The 15420-nt window shown below is 39.1% G+C and carries 21 protein-coding genes; 10 read left to right on the top strand and 11 right to left on the bottom strand.

Annotation, left to right across the window (positions count from 1 at the left end; genetic code table 11):
- Positions 1-141 precede the first annotated feature (141 nt).
- Complete coding sequence (ctlX, locus tag I6J02_RS07190; protein ID WP_236582343.1) at positions 142-1086, top strand: citrulline utilization hydrolase CtlX; 945 nt, start codon at positions 142-144, stop codon at positions 1084-1086.
- Here ctlX and bshC read toward each other — a convergent pair.
- From bshC to rpmB, 6 genes are all read right to left on the bottom strand, one after another.
- A complete protein-coding gene (gene bshC / locus I6J02_RS07185; RefSeq protein ID WP_201681064.1) occupies positions 1083-2672 on the bottom strand; it encodes a bacillithiol biosynthesis cysteine-adding enzyme BshC in 1590 nt (529 codons plus the stop codon). The two genes, ctlX and bshC, sit on opposite strands and share 4 nt — an antisense overlap.
- 101 nt (positions 2673-2773) lie before the next feature.
- The gene (gene rimO / locus I6J02_RS07180) at positions 2774-4108 is read right to left on the bottom strand and encodes a 30S ribosomal protein S12 methylthiotransferase RimO (protein ID WP_201681063.1); all 1335 of its coding nucleotides are present in this window, start codon (positions 4106-4108) and stop codon (positions 2774-2776) included.
- Position 4109: 1 nt separating this feature from the next.
- Entirely contained in the window at positions 4110-5084 is a 975-nt protein-coding gene (gene ftsY / locus I6J02_RS07175) for a signal recognition particle-docking protein FtsY (protein WP_002998405.1), read from the bottom strand.
- 197 nt (positions 5085-5281) lie between these two features.
- Positions 5282-5443, bottom strand: coding sequence for a DUF4295 domain-containing protein (locus I6J02_RS07170; RefSeq protein ID WP_002998407.1), 162 nt, complete (start codon positions 5441-5443; stop codon positions 5282-5284).
- A 50-nt stretch (positions 5444-5493) separates the two neighbouring features.
- Positions 5494-5676: a 50S ribosomal protein L33 gene (gene rpmG / locus I6J02_RS07165; protein WP_002998409.1), complete on the bottom strand. Its 183-nt coding sequence runs from the start codon at positions 5674-5676 to the stop codon at positions 5494-5496.
- Positions 5677-5752: 76 nt separating this feature from the next.
- A complete protein-coding gene (gene rpmB, locus I6J02_RS07160; RefSeq protein ID WP_002998411.1) occupies positions 5753-5986 on the bottom strand; it encodes a 50S ribosomal protein L28 in 234 nt (77 codons plus the stop codon).
- Between the two features lie 207 nt (positions 5987-6193).
- Between rpmB and I6J02_RS07155 the strand changes: the two genes are divergently transcribed.
- The gene (locus I6J02_RS07155; RefSeq protein WP_201681062.1) at positions 6194-6421 is read left to right on the top strand and encodes a signal peptidase; all 228 of its coding nucleotides are present in this window, start codon (positions 6194-6196) and stop codon (positions 6419-6421) included.
- A 57-nt stretch (positions 6422-6478) separates the two neighbouring features.
- Entirely contained in the window at positions 6479-7201 is a 723-nt protein-coding gene (gene recO / locus I6J02_RS07150; protein ID WP_201681061.1) for a DNA repair protein RecO, read from the top strand.
- A 66-nt stretch (positions 7202-7267) separates the two neighbouring features.
- Here the strand turns inward: recO and I6J02_RS07145 are convergent, their stop codons facing one another.
- Positions 7268-7459: a cold-shock protein gene (locus I6J02_RS07145; RefSeq protein WP_002998417.1), complete on the bottom strand. Its 192-nt coding sequence runs from the start codon at positions 7457-7459 to the stop codon at positions 7268-7270.
- 152 nt (positions 7460-7611) lie between these two features.
- On the opposite strand from I6J02_RS07145, the gene I6J02_RS07140 reads away from it, so the two are divergent.
- From I6J02_RS07140 to gcvT, 6 genes are all read left to right on the top strand, one after another.
- Complete coding sequence (locus I6J02_RS07140; protein WP_236582342.1) at positions 7612-8334, top strand: SIMPL domain-containing protein; 723 nt, start codon at positions 7612-7614, stop codon at positions 8332-8334.
- Between the two features lie 3 nt (positions 8335-8337).
- Positions 8338-8823, top strand: coding sequence for a DUF4112 domain-containing protein (locus tag I6J02_RS07135; protein WP_201681060.1), 486 nt, complete (start codon positions 8338-8340; stop codon positions 8821-8823).
- 69 nt (positions 8824-8892) lie between these two features.
- Positions 8893-9264, top strand: coding sequence for a DUF4359 domain-containing protein (locus tag I6J02_RS07130; protein ID WP_201681059.1), 372 nt, complete (start codon positions 8893-8895; stop codon positions 9262-9264).
- Positions 9265-9273: 9 nt separating this feature from the next.
- Positions 9274-9966 carry a pseudouridine synthase gene (locus tag I6J02_RS07125; RefSeq protein ID WP_201681058.1) on the top strand — a complete coding sequence of 231 codons (693 nt, stop codon included), beginning with the start codon at positions 9274-9276 and terminating at the stop codon, positions 9964-9966.
- 2 nt (positions 9967-9968) lie between these two features.
- Positions 9969-10802, top strand: a complete 834-nt coding sequence (locus I6J02_RS07120) for a DUF6929 family protein (RefSeq protein WP_201681057.1) — start codon at positions 9969-9971, stop codon at positions 10800-10802.
- Between the two features lie 80 nt (positions 10803-10882).
- Positions 10883-11965, top strand: coding sequence for a glycine cleavage system aminomethyltransferase GcvT (gcvT, locus tag I6J02_RS07115; RefSeq protein WP_201681056.1), 1083 nt, complete (start codon positions 10883-10885; stop codon positions 11963-11965).
- A gap of 19 nt (positions 11966-11984) precedes the next feature.
- On the opposite strand, the gene I6J02_RS07110 is transcribed toward gcvT, so the two are convergent.
- Together I6J02_RS07110 and I6J02_RS07100 are read right to left on the bottom strand one after the other, a co-directional pair.
- A complete protein-coding gene (locus I6J02_RS07110; protein ID WP_201681055.1) occupies positions 11985-12227 on the bottom strand; it encodes a DUF6358 family protein in 243 nt (80 codons plus the stop codon).
- 315 nt (positions 12228-12542) lie between these two features.
- Positions 12543-12857, bottom strand: a complete 315-nt coding sequence (locus tag I6J02_RS07100; RefSeq protein ID WP_201681053.1) for a rhodanese-like domain-containing protein — start codon at positions 12855-12857, stop codon at positions 12543-12545.
- Positions 12858-13054: 197 nt separating this feature from the next.
- On the opposite strand from I6J02_RS07100, the gene I6J02_RS07095 reads away from it, so the two are divergent.
- Complete coding sequence (locus I6J02_RS07095; RefSeq protein WP_201681052.1) at positions 13055-14365, top strand: M28 family metallopeptidase; 1311 nt, start codon at positions 13055-13057, stop codon at positions 14363-14365.
- On the opposite strand, the gene I6J02_RS07090 is transcribed toward I6J02_RS07095, so the two are convergent.
- Positions 14354-14851 (bottom strand): GNAT family N-acetyltransferase, encoded by a 498-nt coding sequence (locus I6J02_RS07090; protein WP_201681051.1) that lies wholly within the window; start codon positions 14849-14851, stop codon positions 14354-14356. The two genes, I6J02_RS07095 and I6J02_RS07090, sit on opposite strands and share 12 nt — an antisense overlap.
- A complete protein-coding gene (locus tag I6J02_RS07085) occupies positions 14848-15420 on the bottom strand; it encodes a thiamine diphosphokinase (RefSeq protein ID WP_201681050.1) in 573 nt (190 codons plus the stop codon). Before I6J02_RS07085 ends, I6J02_RS07090 begins: the two co-directional genes overlap by 4 nt.

The raw sequence follows: 15420 nt of genomic DNA, 5'->3' as shown, positions 1-15420 counted from the left end.
ACCAAATTGTATAAACCCTAATAATCAGCTAAGAGACAATGGTTTCACGTGGAAGAAATTCCTTATGCAGAAACCGGAAAACAAGAAGGCCGGTTCAGGTGTTCTATTTTATTACTAAAGGAGGATGCAAACCTATATACCATGAGACAAACAACAGATACGCTATTGATGATCCGGCCGGCATCTTTCAGAAAGAATGAGCAGACCGCAATCAATAATTATTTTCAACAGACCATTCCCGGTTGGTCTGCTGAGCATATCAATACCTCCGCTCAGCAAGAGTTCGACAACTTTGTCTCCTTATTAAAACAACATGATATCAGACTTATCGTTGTACAGGATGACGGCCAATACGATACGCCTGACAGTATCTTTCCGAATAACTGGATATCTTTTCATGAAAACGGGGAAGTAGTGCTCTATCCTATGTTTGCTGAGAACAGAAGAAATGAGCGTAAGATTGATATTTTCGCTCCTCTAAAAGAAGCCGGATACGCTGTAACTGATCGCCGGGACTTCACTTCTTCAGAAAATCAGCATCTATTTTTAGAAGGAACAGGAAGTCTTATTCTGGATCGGGTAAACCAAAAAGCATACTGCTCGCTCTCCCCAAGAGCTGATAGCGATCTTGTACACCGCTTTTGCCTGACCATGGATTATACCCCCGTCCTGTTCGAATCCTTTCAATCGGTGGGCGATCTTCGTAAAGCGATATATCATACGAATGTGATGATGGCAGTCGGAGACCATTTTGCGGTGCTCTGTGCAGATGCCATAGACAATAAATTGCAACGTCAACTGGTGATTGACAACCTTCACAAGGATAATAAAGAGATTGTATTTATTACAGAGGAGCAGGCGGGCAGATTTGCCGGAAACATTTTACAGGTGCATTCCGTCTCCGGAGCTTCGTTTGTCGTGATGAGCAACCAGGCGTATGACTGTCTGCTCCCCATACAGATTGATATGCTCTCGCAATATGGCACACTCCTTAAAAGCCCCCTGAACGTAATCGAGACCTGTGGCGGAGGAAGTGCGAGATGCATGATGGCCGAAGTATTTCTGCCACAACAGACGACGTCTTAATACAGTATACTAAATTTGAAATCCAGAGGATTAAAATGCTTGTAAAGTTCACTGAAGAGCTCATCTCCATATTTGACATAAAGCAATGCAAAGTTTTCTGTCCGCTCCTGTAAACCACCTCCCGGAAACAGTTTTTCCTTTACTCTTTCAATCTGCGTCAATGCTTCATTATGATTGCGTTTATCTGCTTTCAGAAGCTTTTTCTCAAGATTCTTTATTGCCTTTTTCAGTCTGGCTTTGACGGCATCTGTACTTGGTCCGAGGCTTGGGTCAATTTTATGTGTACGAAGCTTTATTTTACCGAAAATCGCATTTAGCTCCATCCATTCATCATTAAGATTCAGACGATGCGTAGTATGCCTGCGCACATAATCATTCTTAAGTGTGTTTGCCGGCTTAAATATACTTTTGAAGGTGAGATCCAGACGAAAGATTTTACCGGCAATAGTATCATCCGTGATCATGGCGGAATTACGGGGTACCAAAATCGGAAAATCAACAGCATACTGATCAAAATTTGCTTTTAACTGGAGCCAGTATACCATTTCAGCTCCTCCGCCAATGTAGGCCAGATTAGGGAGTATTATTTCCTCATACATAGGCCGCATGATCACATTAGGGCTGAAGCGCTCCGGATAGTTATCAATCTCCTTTTCTAATTCTTCCCTGCTGAAATAGACATCCTGATGCAAAACTTCATAACGGCCGTCATCCAGCTTAACAATTCGCTCTCTGTACGTATCTGTTAAATAGAAAAAGTTGATCTCCCGGGCATGCACCTGAGTAGAAAAACCTTTCTCTTCCAGTTCTTCAGACGTTTTCTGAATAGCTTTATAGCTTTTTTCCTGAAGAATATCTTCTTTGATAACCGGAGCAAATACCTTTTTCAATTCCCTGCTATCGGCATCCAGAATAACTAAACCATACTCTTTAAAAAGACTGTGTACAAAAGTTCTGGTTGCATCTGCCAGATTATTATGTTCAATGTACGCCTTGTCGACTTTATCATTTAGTTTACAGGAATTGTCTGAAAGCCCCAATATTGCCTTATACTGTTTGACCGCTTCTTCGATACTTTCGGTTGCCATACGTCCGGTGGCAGATACAGCCGGAGTATCCCAGCTTATTTTTTTTCCAAATACACGTGTATGATTTATCTCCTCAAAATCGTGATCTTCTGTAGCCATCCAGTATACAGGCACAAAGTTTTTATCCGGATGCGCCTTCTTCAGATCGTCCGCTAACCGGATAGCCGTAATAATCTTAAAAATAAAATAAAGAGGTCCTGTGAAAATATTAAGCTGATGCCCGGTGGTTACGGTGTAGGTATTTTCGTCAAGTAAGGCAGTAATATTGGCTTCCACGGCAGGAGCATCAGCAAGCAGGCCTGTATATTGAGCCCGCAGTTGATGGACCAGCAAAGGTCTGTGTGTGAAAGTTTTTTTGTGTTCAATTTGCTTTGCAAAACCATCCAGATCAGGTCGGTTTCCATAAAATGGCTGCAGCTCCGGATGATTATCCAGATAAGCGATTAAGGTCTTGGAAAAACTGTTTGTATCACGGTAATCTATATAAGTTGCTTTCATTCCTGCTTATTAAATTTTGGGTGCATTAGAAAAAATACACTTGCCCCATAGGGAACCTAACAAAAATAAAAATTTAGCGGGAATGAAAGGCCCTTCTTATATTATTTGACAATAGTACCATAAAGATCGAAGTCTTCAGCACGGTCAATTTTTACCTGAACAAAATCTCCTATGCGTGCATAGGCATCTTTTGCAGAGATCAATACTTCATTATCAACCTCCGGAGAGTCATATTCTGTACGTCCGATAAAATAATCACCATCCACTTTATCAACCAGCACTTTATAGGTCTTACCGATTTTTTCCTGATTAATATCGTATGAAATTCCTTGCTGAACCTCCATAATCTGTTCTACACGGGATTCCTTTACTTCTTCCGGCACATCATCCGTCAACGAATGAGCATGCGTTTTCTCTTCATGTGAATACGTAAAACAGCCCAGGCGGTCAAAACGGGAATCTTCCACCCATTCCAACATCTCCTGAAAGTCTTGTTCTGTCTCACCCGGATATCCGCAGATCAATGTTGTACGAAGAGCAATATCAGGCACTTTATCCCGGATCTGATTGACCAGATCAATTTGCTTTTGTTTTGTTGTCCCTCTTCGCATAGATTTCAGCATATTATCTGAAATATGCTGAAGAGGCATATCTAAATAATTACAGATATTCGATCGCTCCGCCATCGCATCCAGTATATCCATCGGAAATCCGGAAGGATAAGCATATTGAAGACGAATCCATTCTATACCGTCTACGTCCGAAAGATTACGCAAAAGGTCCGAAAGATTGCGTTTGCCATAGATATCAAGACCGTAATAAGTCAGGTCCTGCGCAATAAGAATTAATTCCTTTGTACCATTAGAGGCCAGAAATTTAGCTTCCTTTACCAGATCTTCCATAGATTTGGAAACATGCTTTCCACGCATCAATGGAATCGCACAGAAAGAACATGGCCTGTTACATCCTTCCGCAATTTTAAAGTATGAAAAGTGCGAAGGTGTAGACAGCATACGTTCACCCAGTAATTCATGGCGGTAATCTGCCCCAATACTGGATAATAACTCAGGTAAATCATTTGTACCGAAGTATGCATCCACACTTGAAATTTCAGATTGCAACTCCGGTTTATAACGTTCGGACAGACAACCCGTAACGATCACCTTATTGATTTTACCCTGCTCTTTGAGCTCGCTGTATTGAAGAATGGTATCAATAGACTCCTGTTTGGCATTATCTATAAAACCACAGGTATTGATAACCACAATATCATTATTTTGAATATTAGAGGCCTCATGTACCACCTCCATTTGATTCCCTTTTAACTGCCCCATCAGCACTTCACTGTCATGAATGTTTTTGGAACATCCTAACGTAATCACATTAACACGGGGTTTCTGCTTAATTTCAGCAGGTCTTACAGATTTTGTTTTCATATTACCTTGCAGATTCTTTGAATAAAGAATCAACAAATTCTTTTTTATTGAACAATTGTAAATCGTCTATCTTCTCTCCTACTCCAATGTACTTAACCGGGATCTTAAACTGATCTGAAATACCAATTACTACACCACCTTTTGCGGTTCCGTCCAATTTTGTCAACGCCAGCGCATTGACATCTGTGGCCTGGGTAAATTGCGTACACTGCTCGATTGCATTTTGCCCGGTAGAAGCATCCAGCACTAACAATATCTCATGTGGTGCTCCCGGAATAACTTTTTGCATGACATTCTTGATCTTCCCCAACTCGTTCATCAATCCCACTTTATTATGAAGACGACCTGCAGTATCAATAATAGCGACATCATCACCATTGGAAACAGCAGACTTGATCGTATCAAAAGCAACAGAAGCGGGATCGGATCCCATAGCCTGTGCCACAACACGTACACCAACACGTTCTCCCCATAATTTTAGCTGATCAACCGCAGCCGCTCTAAACGTATCGGCAGCACCTAATACGACTTTATTTCCGGCAGCTTTCAGCTGATGGGCAAGTTTACCTATTGTCGTTGTCTTTCCAACGCCATTGACACCTACCACCATAATCACATAAGGCTTATGGTTTCCGTATTCAAAGTTTTCAAAGTCAGAGCTGTTATTCTCTGCAAGCAAAGCCTGTATTTCGTCTTTCAGCAGATTATTAAGCTCAGAAGTATTGATGTATTTGTCTTTTGCTACACGCGCCTGAATACGATCTATGATTTTCAGGGTAGTTGTTACGCCGACATCCGAAGTAACCAGTATCTCTTCCAGTTCATCAAGAACGTCATCATCCACAGTAGATTTACCGACTACTGCTTTTGTAATTTTAGACAAAAACCCTTCTTTAGTTTTTTCTAAGCCCTTATCTAGCGCTTCCTGTGCTTCTGGCGTTTCTTGCTTCTTTTTGAAAAAATCGAATAATCCCATAGATGTCCTGAGCGAAACCGTGTAATGTAAAATGATTCTGTCGCAGATAGGTATATTCCCTTTGCAGAACAGATATACGCATCAAATATACGCAAATTTAGATGTAACGAAAAAAGCCCTTTCGGTAATATACCAAAACGGCTTTTGAGAATTTTTTAAAGAAAAACTTTAAAAAAGGAATATCTTACTGTTTCGTCTTATTTAGTAGCTGCAGCTAAAGCATCTTTCACTTTATCATTGTGAATCATGCTTGATTTGAAAGTATAAGCTCCAGTTTTTGCAGAACGAGTAGTAATAATAACCTTTGTAAATTCTTTACCGCCACCTTTTTGTAACGATGCAACTGCTTTCTTTGCCATGGTTTTATATTTTTTAACTCAATATCCCTGAAGGGATCTTGTGATAATGATTATTTAATTTCTTTGTGAACAGTAACTTTTCTCAACACCGGATTGAATTTTTTCAATTCAAGACGTTCAGTTGTGTTCTTTTTGTTTTTTGTGGTGATATAGCGAGACATTCCCGGAAGACCACTTTCTTTGTGCTCAGTACACTCTAAGATTACTTGTACTCTATTTCCTTTTTTAGCCATTGTTTTACTTTATTTTATATCCGCCTTGACGGGGATTGAATTTCAGAATATTTAATGCAACAGGCGACTGACCTAATTAGATAGATCCTTTTTTAATAAACGTATTAATAGCAGCAGTGATGCCGTTTTTATTAATCGTCTTAATCGCCGAAGTTGAAACTTTTAACGTAATCCAACGATTTTCTTCTGGAATGAAGAAACGTTTCGTTTGTAAGTTTGGATAAAATTTACGTTTGGTTTTTGCGTTCGAATTCGATACGCGGTAACCATTTAATGCCGTCTTGCCTGTTAAATCACAAATTCTTGACATGATATCTGATTTTTATTGTTGTCTGTATATTACTAATATGTCTTTTCGCAAAGAGTTTGCAAATATCTATATTTCTTTTTGCAAATACAAGACCTGAGCGGGAAATATTTAAAATATTTATGACACAGGATAGGTTGGAGCGCAAAAATAACTTTTTATTTTAATCTAACTTTGTATCTTTAATCAAATAGTTTTCAACAATTCACAATGAACAAATATTTACGAAGAGGGCTTATACTATCTGTATCCGGCATACTGATCATCTATGGGGGATACTGGATGATGCACCAAGAGATTGATCTATACAAGATTATCATGATTCTCGGGGTCCTTGTTTTCAGTTGGGGATTTGTAACAATTATTTACAGCCTGATCCGTAAGATAGAAAGAAAGAGCATTATCGAATCCAGACAGGAAGAGCAACACAAAGATTAGAGAGGCAGATATTACAACTGTCAAATTCGTATTTTTGCCTGCCTCAATCGGAAAACCATGCTTCACAAAACAAAAGGTATAGCCCTCAAACTGACAAACTACTCTGAAAGTAGTGTGGTCGTGCAGGTTTATACAGAAAGTTTCGGCCTGCAATCCTATCTGGTCAACGGAGCAAAAAAACCGAAAGCAAAGATAAAGGCTAATCTCTTTCAGCCTCTTCATCTGCTGGAACTGATCGTTTATCACAAGGACAATAACAATCTGCAACGCATCTCTGAAGCACATCAGACTCCTCCTTTACTGGATCTGCCTTACCATATTGTAAAGAGCTCTATCGCCATTTTTCTTAATGAGGTGCTGTACAAGTCATTAAAGCAACAACAGCATGACGGATTTCTGTTTAATTTTATTTTTCAGTCTATACGTTATCTCGATGAAACAGATCACAGTCTGGCCAACTTTCACCTTACTTTTCTTATAAAACTCAGCATGTTTTTGGGGTTCCTCCCGAATGTAGGAACAAAAGTTCTACCCTATTTTGATCTGAGAGAAGGAAATTTCAGCAGCTCTCTACCCGCTCACAGCGATGTATTACAGCCTCCGCATACTGAAATATTTCATCAGCTTATCGGATCGACCTATGCCTCTGCTGCAGCCCTTAAAATCAATAAAGAAGAGCGTGCCCTACTGCTCTCTAAGATTCTGGACTTTTATAATATACATGTTGCGAATTTTGGGGAAATAAATTCTGTATATATACTTGAAGAAATATTCCGATAAAAAAAAGAGCCGTTTTCGATATCGAAAACGGCTCTTTTCACAATAAATATATCTTGAATCTATTAATTAGATAACTTTTACATTTACCGCGTTAAGACCTTTACGGCCTTGTTCTACTTCGTAAGAAACATTGTCGTTTTCACGAATTTTGTCAATTAATCCAGTAACGTGAACAAAGATTTCTCCTTCACCAGAATTAGGGATGATGAAACCGAAACCTTTGGCTTCATTAAAGAATTTTACTACTCCTTCTTGCATTTTGTATAATATTTAATTCCCTAAAGATATTTATAATTATTTAAAATCGGCAAAAAACATTAAACTAAATTCTCTTTTTTACGTCTATATTTCACTTATTGTATGAAAAATGGTCAAGTTTTTGACAGGTTTTCACACATAAAACAACAGATATGAAGAAAATAATATTAGGTATTTTAATTCTAGGAATTATGGGAACCACGTACGCACAACAACAAGTTACAGACAATCTACGCAAGGTATCAACAAAAGGAAAAGCTGAAAAAGAAGTCACACCGGACATTATTTATCTTTCTGTATCTTTAAAAGAGTACTACCTGGACGGAAATACCAAAAAGAAAGTAACTATTGAAACACTGGAGAAACAATTGTTTGATGCTGCTATAGCTAATGGAATCAAAAAAGAAGATTTCACCATTCAGAATATTTGGAGCTACAACAATAACGACGCTAAGAAAAAGAAAAACTCAGAATTACTGCAGTCACGTCAGTATCGTCTGAAAGTAACGGACCTTTCCAAACTGAACAGTCTGTTTGATGATGTCGATGCTAAAGGGCTTCAAAATACATCTATCAATGAATATGACTATTCCGGAAAGAAAGAACTGGAGAAACAATTAAAAACAGAAGCTGTTAATGATGCGAAAAGCAATGCAACAATCTTAGCTGCAGCTGCAGGCGATAAAGTTGGTAAAGTATTAATCATCAATGACAATACGAGCTTCAATTTTGCTAATTATGCGCCGAGTGTACGCACTATGTCATTCAAATCTGCGGATGTAATGGGCGGAGCACCGGAACAGGAAAGTCTGGACATAGATATCAAACCTATCAAAATATATATGGAGATAGATGCGATATTTGAATTATTATAATCCATGCCAAAAATTCTATTGCCCGAAGAAAAAGAACTCCGCTTAAAGCAGGATTTTGCCTGGGTAGAAAGAGTATCCTGGATACTGGACAACAAATTTAAGATTGGCGGGGTTCGGTTCGGACTAGATCCTCTTCTTAATCTGATCCCATTTGCAGGCAATCTGGTTACCTTTTCGACATCACTGATGCTGGTCATGGTGATGTGGAGGAACGGGGTAAGTTCTAAAGCGGTGGTCAAGATGTTGATCAATATTATGATTGATGCAATATTGGGTGCCATTCCGTTTTTAGGAAATATCTTTGACTTTTTTAAGAAATCCAATCAGCGCAATGTGGAAATCTTGAGGGAACATTATTATGAAGGAAAGCATCAGGGATCTGGAGTCTGGTTAGTGGCAGCAGTATTGGGTATACTCCTGTTGATTTGCGGGATTATGATTTTCATTCTTTGGCAACTTACCGGCTGGATCTATCACCTTATCTTTTAAAAAAAGATCTTTCTTTAAGAATAGCGTTAAGCGAAAGTTTAACGCTATTTTTGTTTATATAGCGATAGTATGAAAAATAAAAGCAGATATATAGCACTTGTGCTGATCATTATCATGATCACCGCATTCTTAACAAATCCTCCGCGTGAAAAACACGAAGAGATTATACGGGACAAAGCAAAGCAAATCTTAAAAGAGCAGCTAAGTTACAAACATCAGGATGCATTTGATTTTGGGATGCAGTTGTTTGGAGACCAGATGATCAATCAGTTTATGAAGGGAAGCGTACAGATAGACAATTATTATTTATTCTCGACAACAAAGGTTCGCTGGGAAAATAAACAAACCGTGATCGGTATTGGTGCCTTCGGAAAAGTATGGTTAAGCAGTAAGATAGACGAAAAAATAACGGATATCATCAAAGTTCTTAAAAAAATATAACAAAAGATAATGCTGGATATTCTATATCAGGATCAGGAGATTATCGCTATAAATAAACCACATGGTTTGCTGGTGCATCGTTCGCCTATAGCCCGGGACGCTTCTGAATTTGCGCTGCAACTCCTTCGTGATCAGCTGCAGCAACGCGTATATCCTGCTCACAGACTGGACCGCAAAACAGGAGGCATATTGTTATTCTCTCTTACGAAGGAGATGGACAAGTCATTGCAACTCCTGTTTCAGGAACGAAAAATGCATAAGTCTTATCTGGCAATAGTAAGAGGATATACAGAAGATAACGGTCAGATAGACTACCCGTTGAGAAAAGAGAATGGAGAAGAACAAGAGGCTTTTACAGATTATAAGACATTGTCACGGACTGAAATTGATCTTCCTACAGGTAACTTCCCGACTTCCAGATATTCTCTTGTAGAAGCCAATCCGGAGACGGGACGCATGCATCAATTGCGAAAACATTTTGCTCACATTTTTCATCCTATACTGGGCGACCGCCCTCATGGTTGTAATAAGCAAAACAAATTGTGGAAGGAACGTTTCGAAATGGACACCATGATGCTTCATGCATCACAGCTATCTTTTGAACATCCATCAACAGGAAGTACGGTATACATAAAAGCACCTTTACAGCCGGAGTTTGAAAGGGTATTATCTATTTTAAAATTAGAGTCACCAAATCTTTAGTCATGAATACATTTATCTTAGAGGTTTTCTGTAAAATAATCGGCATCAGCGCAGCTTCCGGATTAGTATACAATCAGTCCCATCTGTATCTGATAGCTGATAACAGCCATTACATATATGACTATCTTCCCGAAAAAAATCAACTTCAGAAGTTTCCCCTGACTTCTTCCGAAATACTGGGAGAAAATGTTATTAAAAAAGAAAAAGCAGACATTGAGGCAATCAGTCTGTATAACAATACATTATTTCTATATGGCTCCGGTTCGACAGTGAAACGGAACAGGGGCTTTGAGGTCTTCCCGGATAAATCTTTCAATGTAAATTCGGTGGATCTGACAGCCCTTTATGCAAGGTTGCAGAAGGCCGCAAACATTGCGGAGGCTGATTTCAATATTGAAGGTGCTATTGTAGAAAAGGACCGCATTCTCATATTCAACAGAGGAAACGGACCTCAGAAGCGCAATGTTGTTTTCCAAATCAACCGAAAGCAGCCGGAAAAGGAAATTCTGTGGAAGGATATTGCTCTGCCTGCCATCAAGACGATCAGCACTGGTTTTACAGATGCCATCATACACCAGGGTCAGATCTATTTTATTGCTGCAGCAGAAGACTCCAATTCCAATTATCATGACGGAGAGATCGGAGGGTCGCTCATCGGAGTAATGGATGCAGACACATTTGAAATAAAGAATACTCTCGAGATTTCTACAACACATAAGATCGAGGGCATTACTTTTTATGGAGAAGATCAGAAGTCTGTTCAATTTCTGCTTTGTGAGGATCGTGATAATGACGAAAACGAGTCTATCATATATAAACTCACCTTGCCCAAGTAAACGATTGCACAAAAAGCGTAAACCCTCATTTTTTGTGGGTTTAATTTATAAATTTGTACAAAATTAAACTTAAGTTGTTTATGTCTAAAAATACAGCTCTTACGGAGCATCACATTGCGTTGGGCGCAAAAATGGTCCCTTTCGCGGGATTCAATATGCCGGTTCAATATTCTGGGATTAATGACGAACATGAAACGGTACGCAACGGTGTTGGCGTGTTTGATGTAAGTCATATGGGTGAATTTATTTTAAAGGGAGACAATGTGCTGGATTTACTTCAGAAAGTATCTTCAAACGATGTATCCAAATTATATGACGGAAAAGTACAATACGGATATCTTCCGAATGAAAATGGAGGTATCGTAGATGACTTCCTGACTTACCGTATTGATGAAAAGACTTATTTCCTTGTTGTCAATGCATCCAATATAGAAAAAGATTGGAACTGGATCAGCAAATACAATACATATGGTGTAGAGATGAAAGATATCTCTGATCAGACTTCATTATTTGCAGTTCAGGGTCCTAAGGCTGCCGAAGCTTTACAGTCACTTACTGATATAGAGCTTGCTCCAATGGAATATTACACTTTTGCTAAAGGTACTTTTGCAGGTGTAGACAATGTATTGGTGTCAGCAACAGGATACACCGGAGCCGGTGGTTTTGAAATTTATGTTGCTAATGAGGATGCACAGAAAGTATGGGATGCCATATTTGAAGCAGGAGCAGCTTATGGCATTAAACCAATAGGTTTAGGTGCAAGAGACACACTTCGTCTGGAAATGGGCTTTTGCCTGTATGGTAATGATATCGATGATAACACTTCGCCATTAGCTGCAGGATTGGGCTGGGTAACGAAATTCACAAAGGATTTTGTAAATTCTGCTAATCTGAAAGCCGAAAAAGAAGCCGGAGTAAAACAAAAATTAGTAGGTTTTGAAATGATTGACCGCGGTATTCCCCGTCACGACTATGAAATAGTAGATGCAGACGGAAATGTTATCGGTCGTGTTACTTCCGGAACGCAGTCACCATCACTGAAAAAGTCTGTCGGATTAGGCTATGTTGATCAGGCTTTTGCTAAAGAAGGTACAGAAATCTTTATCCACATCCGCAATCAGAAGATTAAAGCTAAAGTGGCAAAACCGCCATTTGTAAAATAAAAAAGAAACGGGCTTAAAATTAAGCCCGTTTTTTTTTCTTCTTTGTTGTTGTCGTGGTCTTCAACGGAACCTGCTGAGGTGTCCTTGTCTTTCTTCGGACCTGTTTCAGCAACACAATTTTCAGGTAGATCAGTACGACTCCCAGCGCAATAGACAATCCGAAAATCAATGCATTCCCACTCTTGTAGGCTGTATACCCGATCATGATAAGCAGCATCATTCCCACATTCAGGCCTACATTATAAATAATCTCTTTTTTCATTTATTAAACTTATTTTTCGGAACGGAATGGATTACCCTATTCCGTAAAAACCAAAAATATACAGCTCCCGCAAGGATATTTCCCATTACAATGAAAATTGCTAATCCAAATCGTTCTACATTAGAAATTCTCCCTGAAAGAAAGATCTCTCTAAGAACGAGAAATACCCAGATCAGGGAAATCAATAAGGAAACACTTATAATCAGTGTTGCAAACTGTATATTGATAAAACAGGCCAGCAGGCCTATTACATAAAAAGCAAGACTAAACAAAAAAGCTTGTTTGGTCTGATGCTCCAGATTTTTCATGTGCAGACTAATAAACGTCCAGCTCAGGATCGATTTCTTCTTTCCAGGCCAGAATACCTCCCTTAAGGTTTGCCAGATTATCAAAGCCTTGCTGCTCAAGAAGCATTACGGCTTGTGCACTGCGTTTGCCACTACGACACTGGAAAATAACAGGCTTGTCCTTCGCAATTTTTTCAGCTTCAATAACAATACCCGCCAAAGGAATATTAAGTCCACCAAGATTAGACACCTCATACTCAAAGGGTTCGCGGACATCTATTAGTTGAAAATCCTCATTATTATCGATTTTTTGCTTTAATTCAGCAACGGATACTTCTTTCATGATTTCTTAAAATATTTTAATCAAATATAAGGATTTGCATTAAGGAAAAAGGAATAATGAATCCCTCTTTAGTGTTAAAAAATAATCCAGACTATTTCATCTCTCCTTCTTCCGGACGATTCGTATTTGTGCCACTGACAATACAATTTCTTTTTATTAAAAATCCGTATCTTGCCCATGTAAATACCTTTTTAATTATGAACAGAATTAATGCCTTATTTTGTGGTTTGTTCGTATGTGCCAGTCTGAACAGTACCGCGCAGAAATCCACAAGTCCTGTCGTAGATAACGCTTATATTACCACCATCCTGAATACACTGGCTTCGGACGAGATGCGGGGACGTTCGGCCCTGACAAAAGACATCGAGAAAGCAGCAGATTATATCGCCGGTGAATTTCAAAGTATAGGTCTTGAACCTTATGCGGAAAAAAACTACCGTCAGACTTTTCAGGTACAAAAAATTAGTCCGTCCATTCCAAAAGTTTCTATTGATCAGACTACTATCTCCCCAGAAAATGTACTGATCCTGAGTCGTGTAAAAGACTTGTATCTGGATGCAAAAAGTGGCGCAAAAGTGCTAAAGATAGAGGCTGGAAGTGATTTTTCAGAAGAATTTAGAAAAATTGTCCAAAGTGGAATTCAAAATGCTATCGTTCAGGTAGATCCCTCTTTTAAGGATCTGTTCAAACGTTTTCAAAAGATATATGGAAAAGAAAGTCTGGTTGCAGAGGGCAATGCGGTCTTCACGAATAGTTTTGTCTTTATTCTGGGACATCAGATCTCAGATAACTATCAGATAGAATTAAAGAACAATTATGAGACTATACCAATGTTCAATGTGGCGGGTATAATTCCGGGAAAATCCAAAGCAAACGAGTTTGTTATCTTTTCAGGCCACTATGACCATATTGGCATTCTGGTTCCCGAAGGACAGGATTCTATTGCCAATGGTGCTGACGATGATGCCTCTGGTGTAACAGCGATGATTGCTTTAGCAAAGCATTTTAAAAAGGTAAATAAGAATGAAAGAACTCTCATTTTCGTGGCCTTCACCGGAGAAGAGCTTGGTATGTACGGTTCCACTTATTTTTCCAAACACATTAATCCGGATCAGGTCACAGCCATGATCAATATGGAAATGATTGGGAAAGATTCCAAATTCGGCCCCAATACAATGTACATTACGGGTTATAATCAATCCAATCTCGGAGAATTGATGCAGCAAAATCTGAAAGGCTCTAAATTTAAATTTTATCCGGATCCCTATCCGCAGCAGAATCTCTTCTACAGAAGTGATAATGCGGTCTTGGCGGCACAAGGTGTACCTGCTCACTCTTTTTCAACCAGTCAGATGGATCAGGATACATACTACCATACTGTAAAAGATGAAGTAAGCACACTGAATATCGAAAATATTAAAGCCAGTATAGAGGCAATTGCTATTGGTATAACTGGTATCGTCAACGGTAAACAGACACCATCAAGGGTAGAGAAATTACGGGAGTAAACGCTGCATGACGTAATCATCCAGCACATAACCAAAATAAGGGATATCTACTTCTTCGGATACGTGGAATCCCTCTTTTTTATAAAAATGGTAAGCCGGATTATTCCGGTTTACATTAAGTTCCAACACTTTACAGCCAAACCGCGCACCCTCCTCTTCAGCAAATGAAATAAGTCTCTTTCCGAAACCTTTTTTTTGCGCAACAGCAAGTAAATAAAGTTTTTCTATGCGCAAGACAGCATTATCCTGAGGTTTCAGTCTGACAGATAAAAAGCCTTGTTCCTCTTTATCATCATACAGGATATAAAACAAATGTCCGTCTTTCATTGATTGCCTGATAGCAGATGCTGTGTAACTCTTCTCCAGCATAAATTCAATCTGATCGGCTGATAAAATTTCAGGGTATGTAGTATAATAACTTGCCCGGCCAATTTGAGCAATAGTTTCCGCTTCCTGCTCCGTTGCTTTATGAATGGTAATACTCATCGTTCTTCTTCTATAAACAGATATGTAGGTTGCTCAAATTCTATCTTAAAAAATCCTTCCACAGAAGTCTTATATCGATTATCTCCTATTGCTGTTAATCCGGATGTACGAATTTGATCCGAACCGATAACGCGTAATACCTCTCCCTGTGGTTTCCACTTTTCATAGGGAGATTTTACCAGAACGGTTCTTTTCGTGGTGGATATAATCACCATATCCAGCTTGTCTGCATAGTAAAGCAATAACTCAAACGGGATATGATCAGTAATTACATTGACGGCGCGATGTCCGTTTTCGACAAGATACTGCAGTGCGCTGCTTATATAGGATTGTTCTACTGGAAATATTCGGGTGTGTTCCTGTATATCTATATCATACACGGAATCATGAAGAAAAAGTATATCTACCTTAATACCCAGACTTTCGAGCGCATCATAGCTTGCATCACTGCTGATAAGGGTAGGGCTCCATTCCAGTAACTGGCCCAGGGACTCTTCATCGATAGCGTCGAGCACATCAATCAATAAAGCCGGTTCTTGATTTTCACGAACGATGTGGTGAGAAGACAT

Source organism: Sphingobacterium spiritivorum, assembly GCF_016725325.1.
GTDB lineage: Bacteria > Bacteroidota > Bacteroidia > Sphingobacteriales > Sphingobacteriaceae > Sphingobacterium.
The sequence above is the reverse complement of the archived record's forward strand: the minus strand, read 5'-3'. Positions and strand labels throughout refer to the sequence as shown.

What these genes read in the sequence shown, in the direction of transcription:
- ctlX (WP_236582343.1), top strand. Translation starts at nt 142, where the DNA reads ATGAGACAAACAACAGATACGCTATTGATGATCCGGCCGGCATCTTTC.
- bshC (WP_201681064.1), bottom strand. Translation starts at nt 2,672, where the DNA reads ATGAAAGCAACTTATATAGATTACCGTGATACAAACAGTTTTTCCAAG.
- rimO (WP_201681063.1), bottom strand. Translation starts at nt 4,108, where the DNA reads ATGAAAACAAAATCTGTAAGACCTGCTGAAATTAAGCAGAAACCCCGT.
- ftsY (WP_002998405.1), bottom strand. Translation starts at nt 5,084, where the DNA reads ATGGGATTATTCGATTTTTTCAAAAAGAAGCAAGAAACGCCAGAAGCA.
- I6J02_RS07170 (WP_002998407.1), bottom strand. Translation starts at nt 5,443, where the DNA reads ATGGCAAAGAAAGCAGTTGCATCGTTACAAAAAGGTGGCGGTAAAGAA.
- rpmG (WP_002998409.1), bottom strand. Translation starts at nt 5,676, where the DNA reads ATGGCTAAAAAAGGAAATAGAGTACAAGTAATCTTAGAGTGTACTGAG.
- rpmB (WP_002998411.1), bottom strand. Translation starts at nt 5,986, where the DNA reads ATGTCAAGAATTTGTGATTTAACAGGCAAGACGGCATTAAATGGTTAC.
- I6J02_RS07155 (WP_201681062.1), top strand. Translation starts at nt 6,194, where the DNA reads ATGAACAAATATTTACGAAGAGGGCTTATACTATCTGTATCCGGCATA.
- recO (WP_201681061.1), top strand. Translation starts at nt 6,479, where the DNA reads ATGCTTCACAAAACAAAAGGTATAGCCCTCAAACTGACAAACTACTCT.
- I6J02_RS07145 (WP_002998417.1), bottom strand. Translation starts at nt 7,459, where the DNA reads ATGCAAGAAGGAGTAGTAAAATTCTTTAATGAAGCCAAAGGTTTCGGT.
- I6J02_RS07140 (WP_236582342.1), top strand. Translation starts at nt 7,612, where the DNA reads ATGAAGAAAATAATATTAGGTATTTTAATTCTAGGAATTATGGGAACC.
- I6J02_RS07135 (WP_201681060.1), top strand. Translation starts at nt 8,338, where the DNA reads ATGCCAAAAATTCTATTGCCCGAAGAAAAAGAACTCCGCTTAAAGCAG.
- I6J02_RS07130 (WP_201681059.1), top strand. Translation starts at nt 8,893, where the DNA reads ATGAAAAATAAAAGCAGATATATAGCACTTGTGCTGATCATTATCATG.
- I6J02_RS07125 (WP_201681058.1), top strand. Translation starts at nt 9,274, where the DNA reads ATGCTGGATATTCTATATCAGGATCAGGAGATTATCGCTATAAATAAA.
- I6J02_RS07120 (WP_201681057.1), top strand. Translation starts at nt 9,969, where the DNA reads ATGAATACATTTATCTTAGAGGTTTTCTGTAAAATAATCGGCATCAGC.
- gcvT (WP_201681056.1), top strand. Translation starts at nt 10,883, where the DNA reads ATGTCTAAAAATACAGCTCTTACGGAGCATCACATTGCGTTGGGCGCA.
- I6J02_RS07110 (WP_201681055.1), bottom strand. Translation starts at nt 12,227, where the DNA reads ATGAAAAAAGAGATTATTTATAATGTAGGCCTGAATGTGGGAATGATG.
- I6J02_RS07100 (WP_201681053.1), bottom strand. Translation starts at nt 12,857, where the DNA reads ATGAAAGAAGTATCCGTTGCTGAATTAAAGCAAAAAATCGATAATAAT.
- I6J02_RS07095 (WP_201681052.1), top strand. Translation starts at nt 13,055, where the DNA reads ATGAACAGAATTAATGCCTTATTTTGTGGTTTGTTCGTATGTGCCAGT.
- I6J02_RS07090 (WP_201681051.1), bottom strand. Translation starts at nt 14,851, where the DNA reads ATGAGTATTACCATTCATAAAGCAACGGAGCAGGAAGCGGAAACTATT.
- I6J02_RS07085 (WP_201681050.1), bottom strand. Translation starts at nt 15,420, where the DNA reads ATGTCTTCTCACCACATCGTTCGTGAAAATCAAGAACCGGCTTTATTG.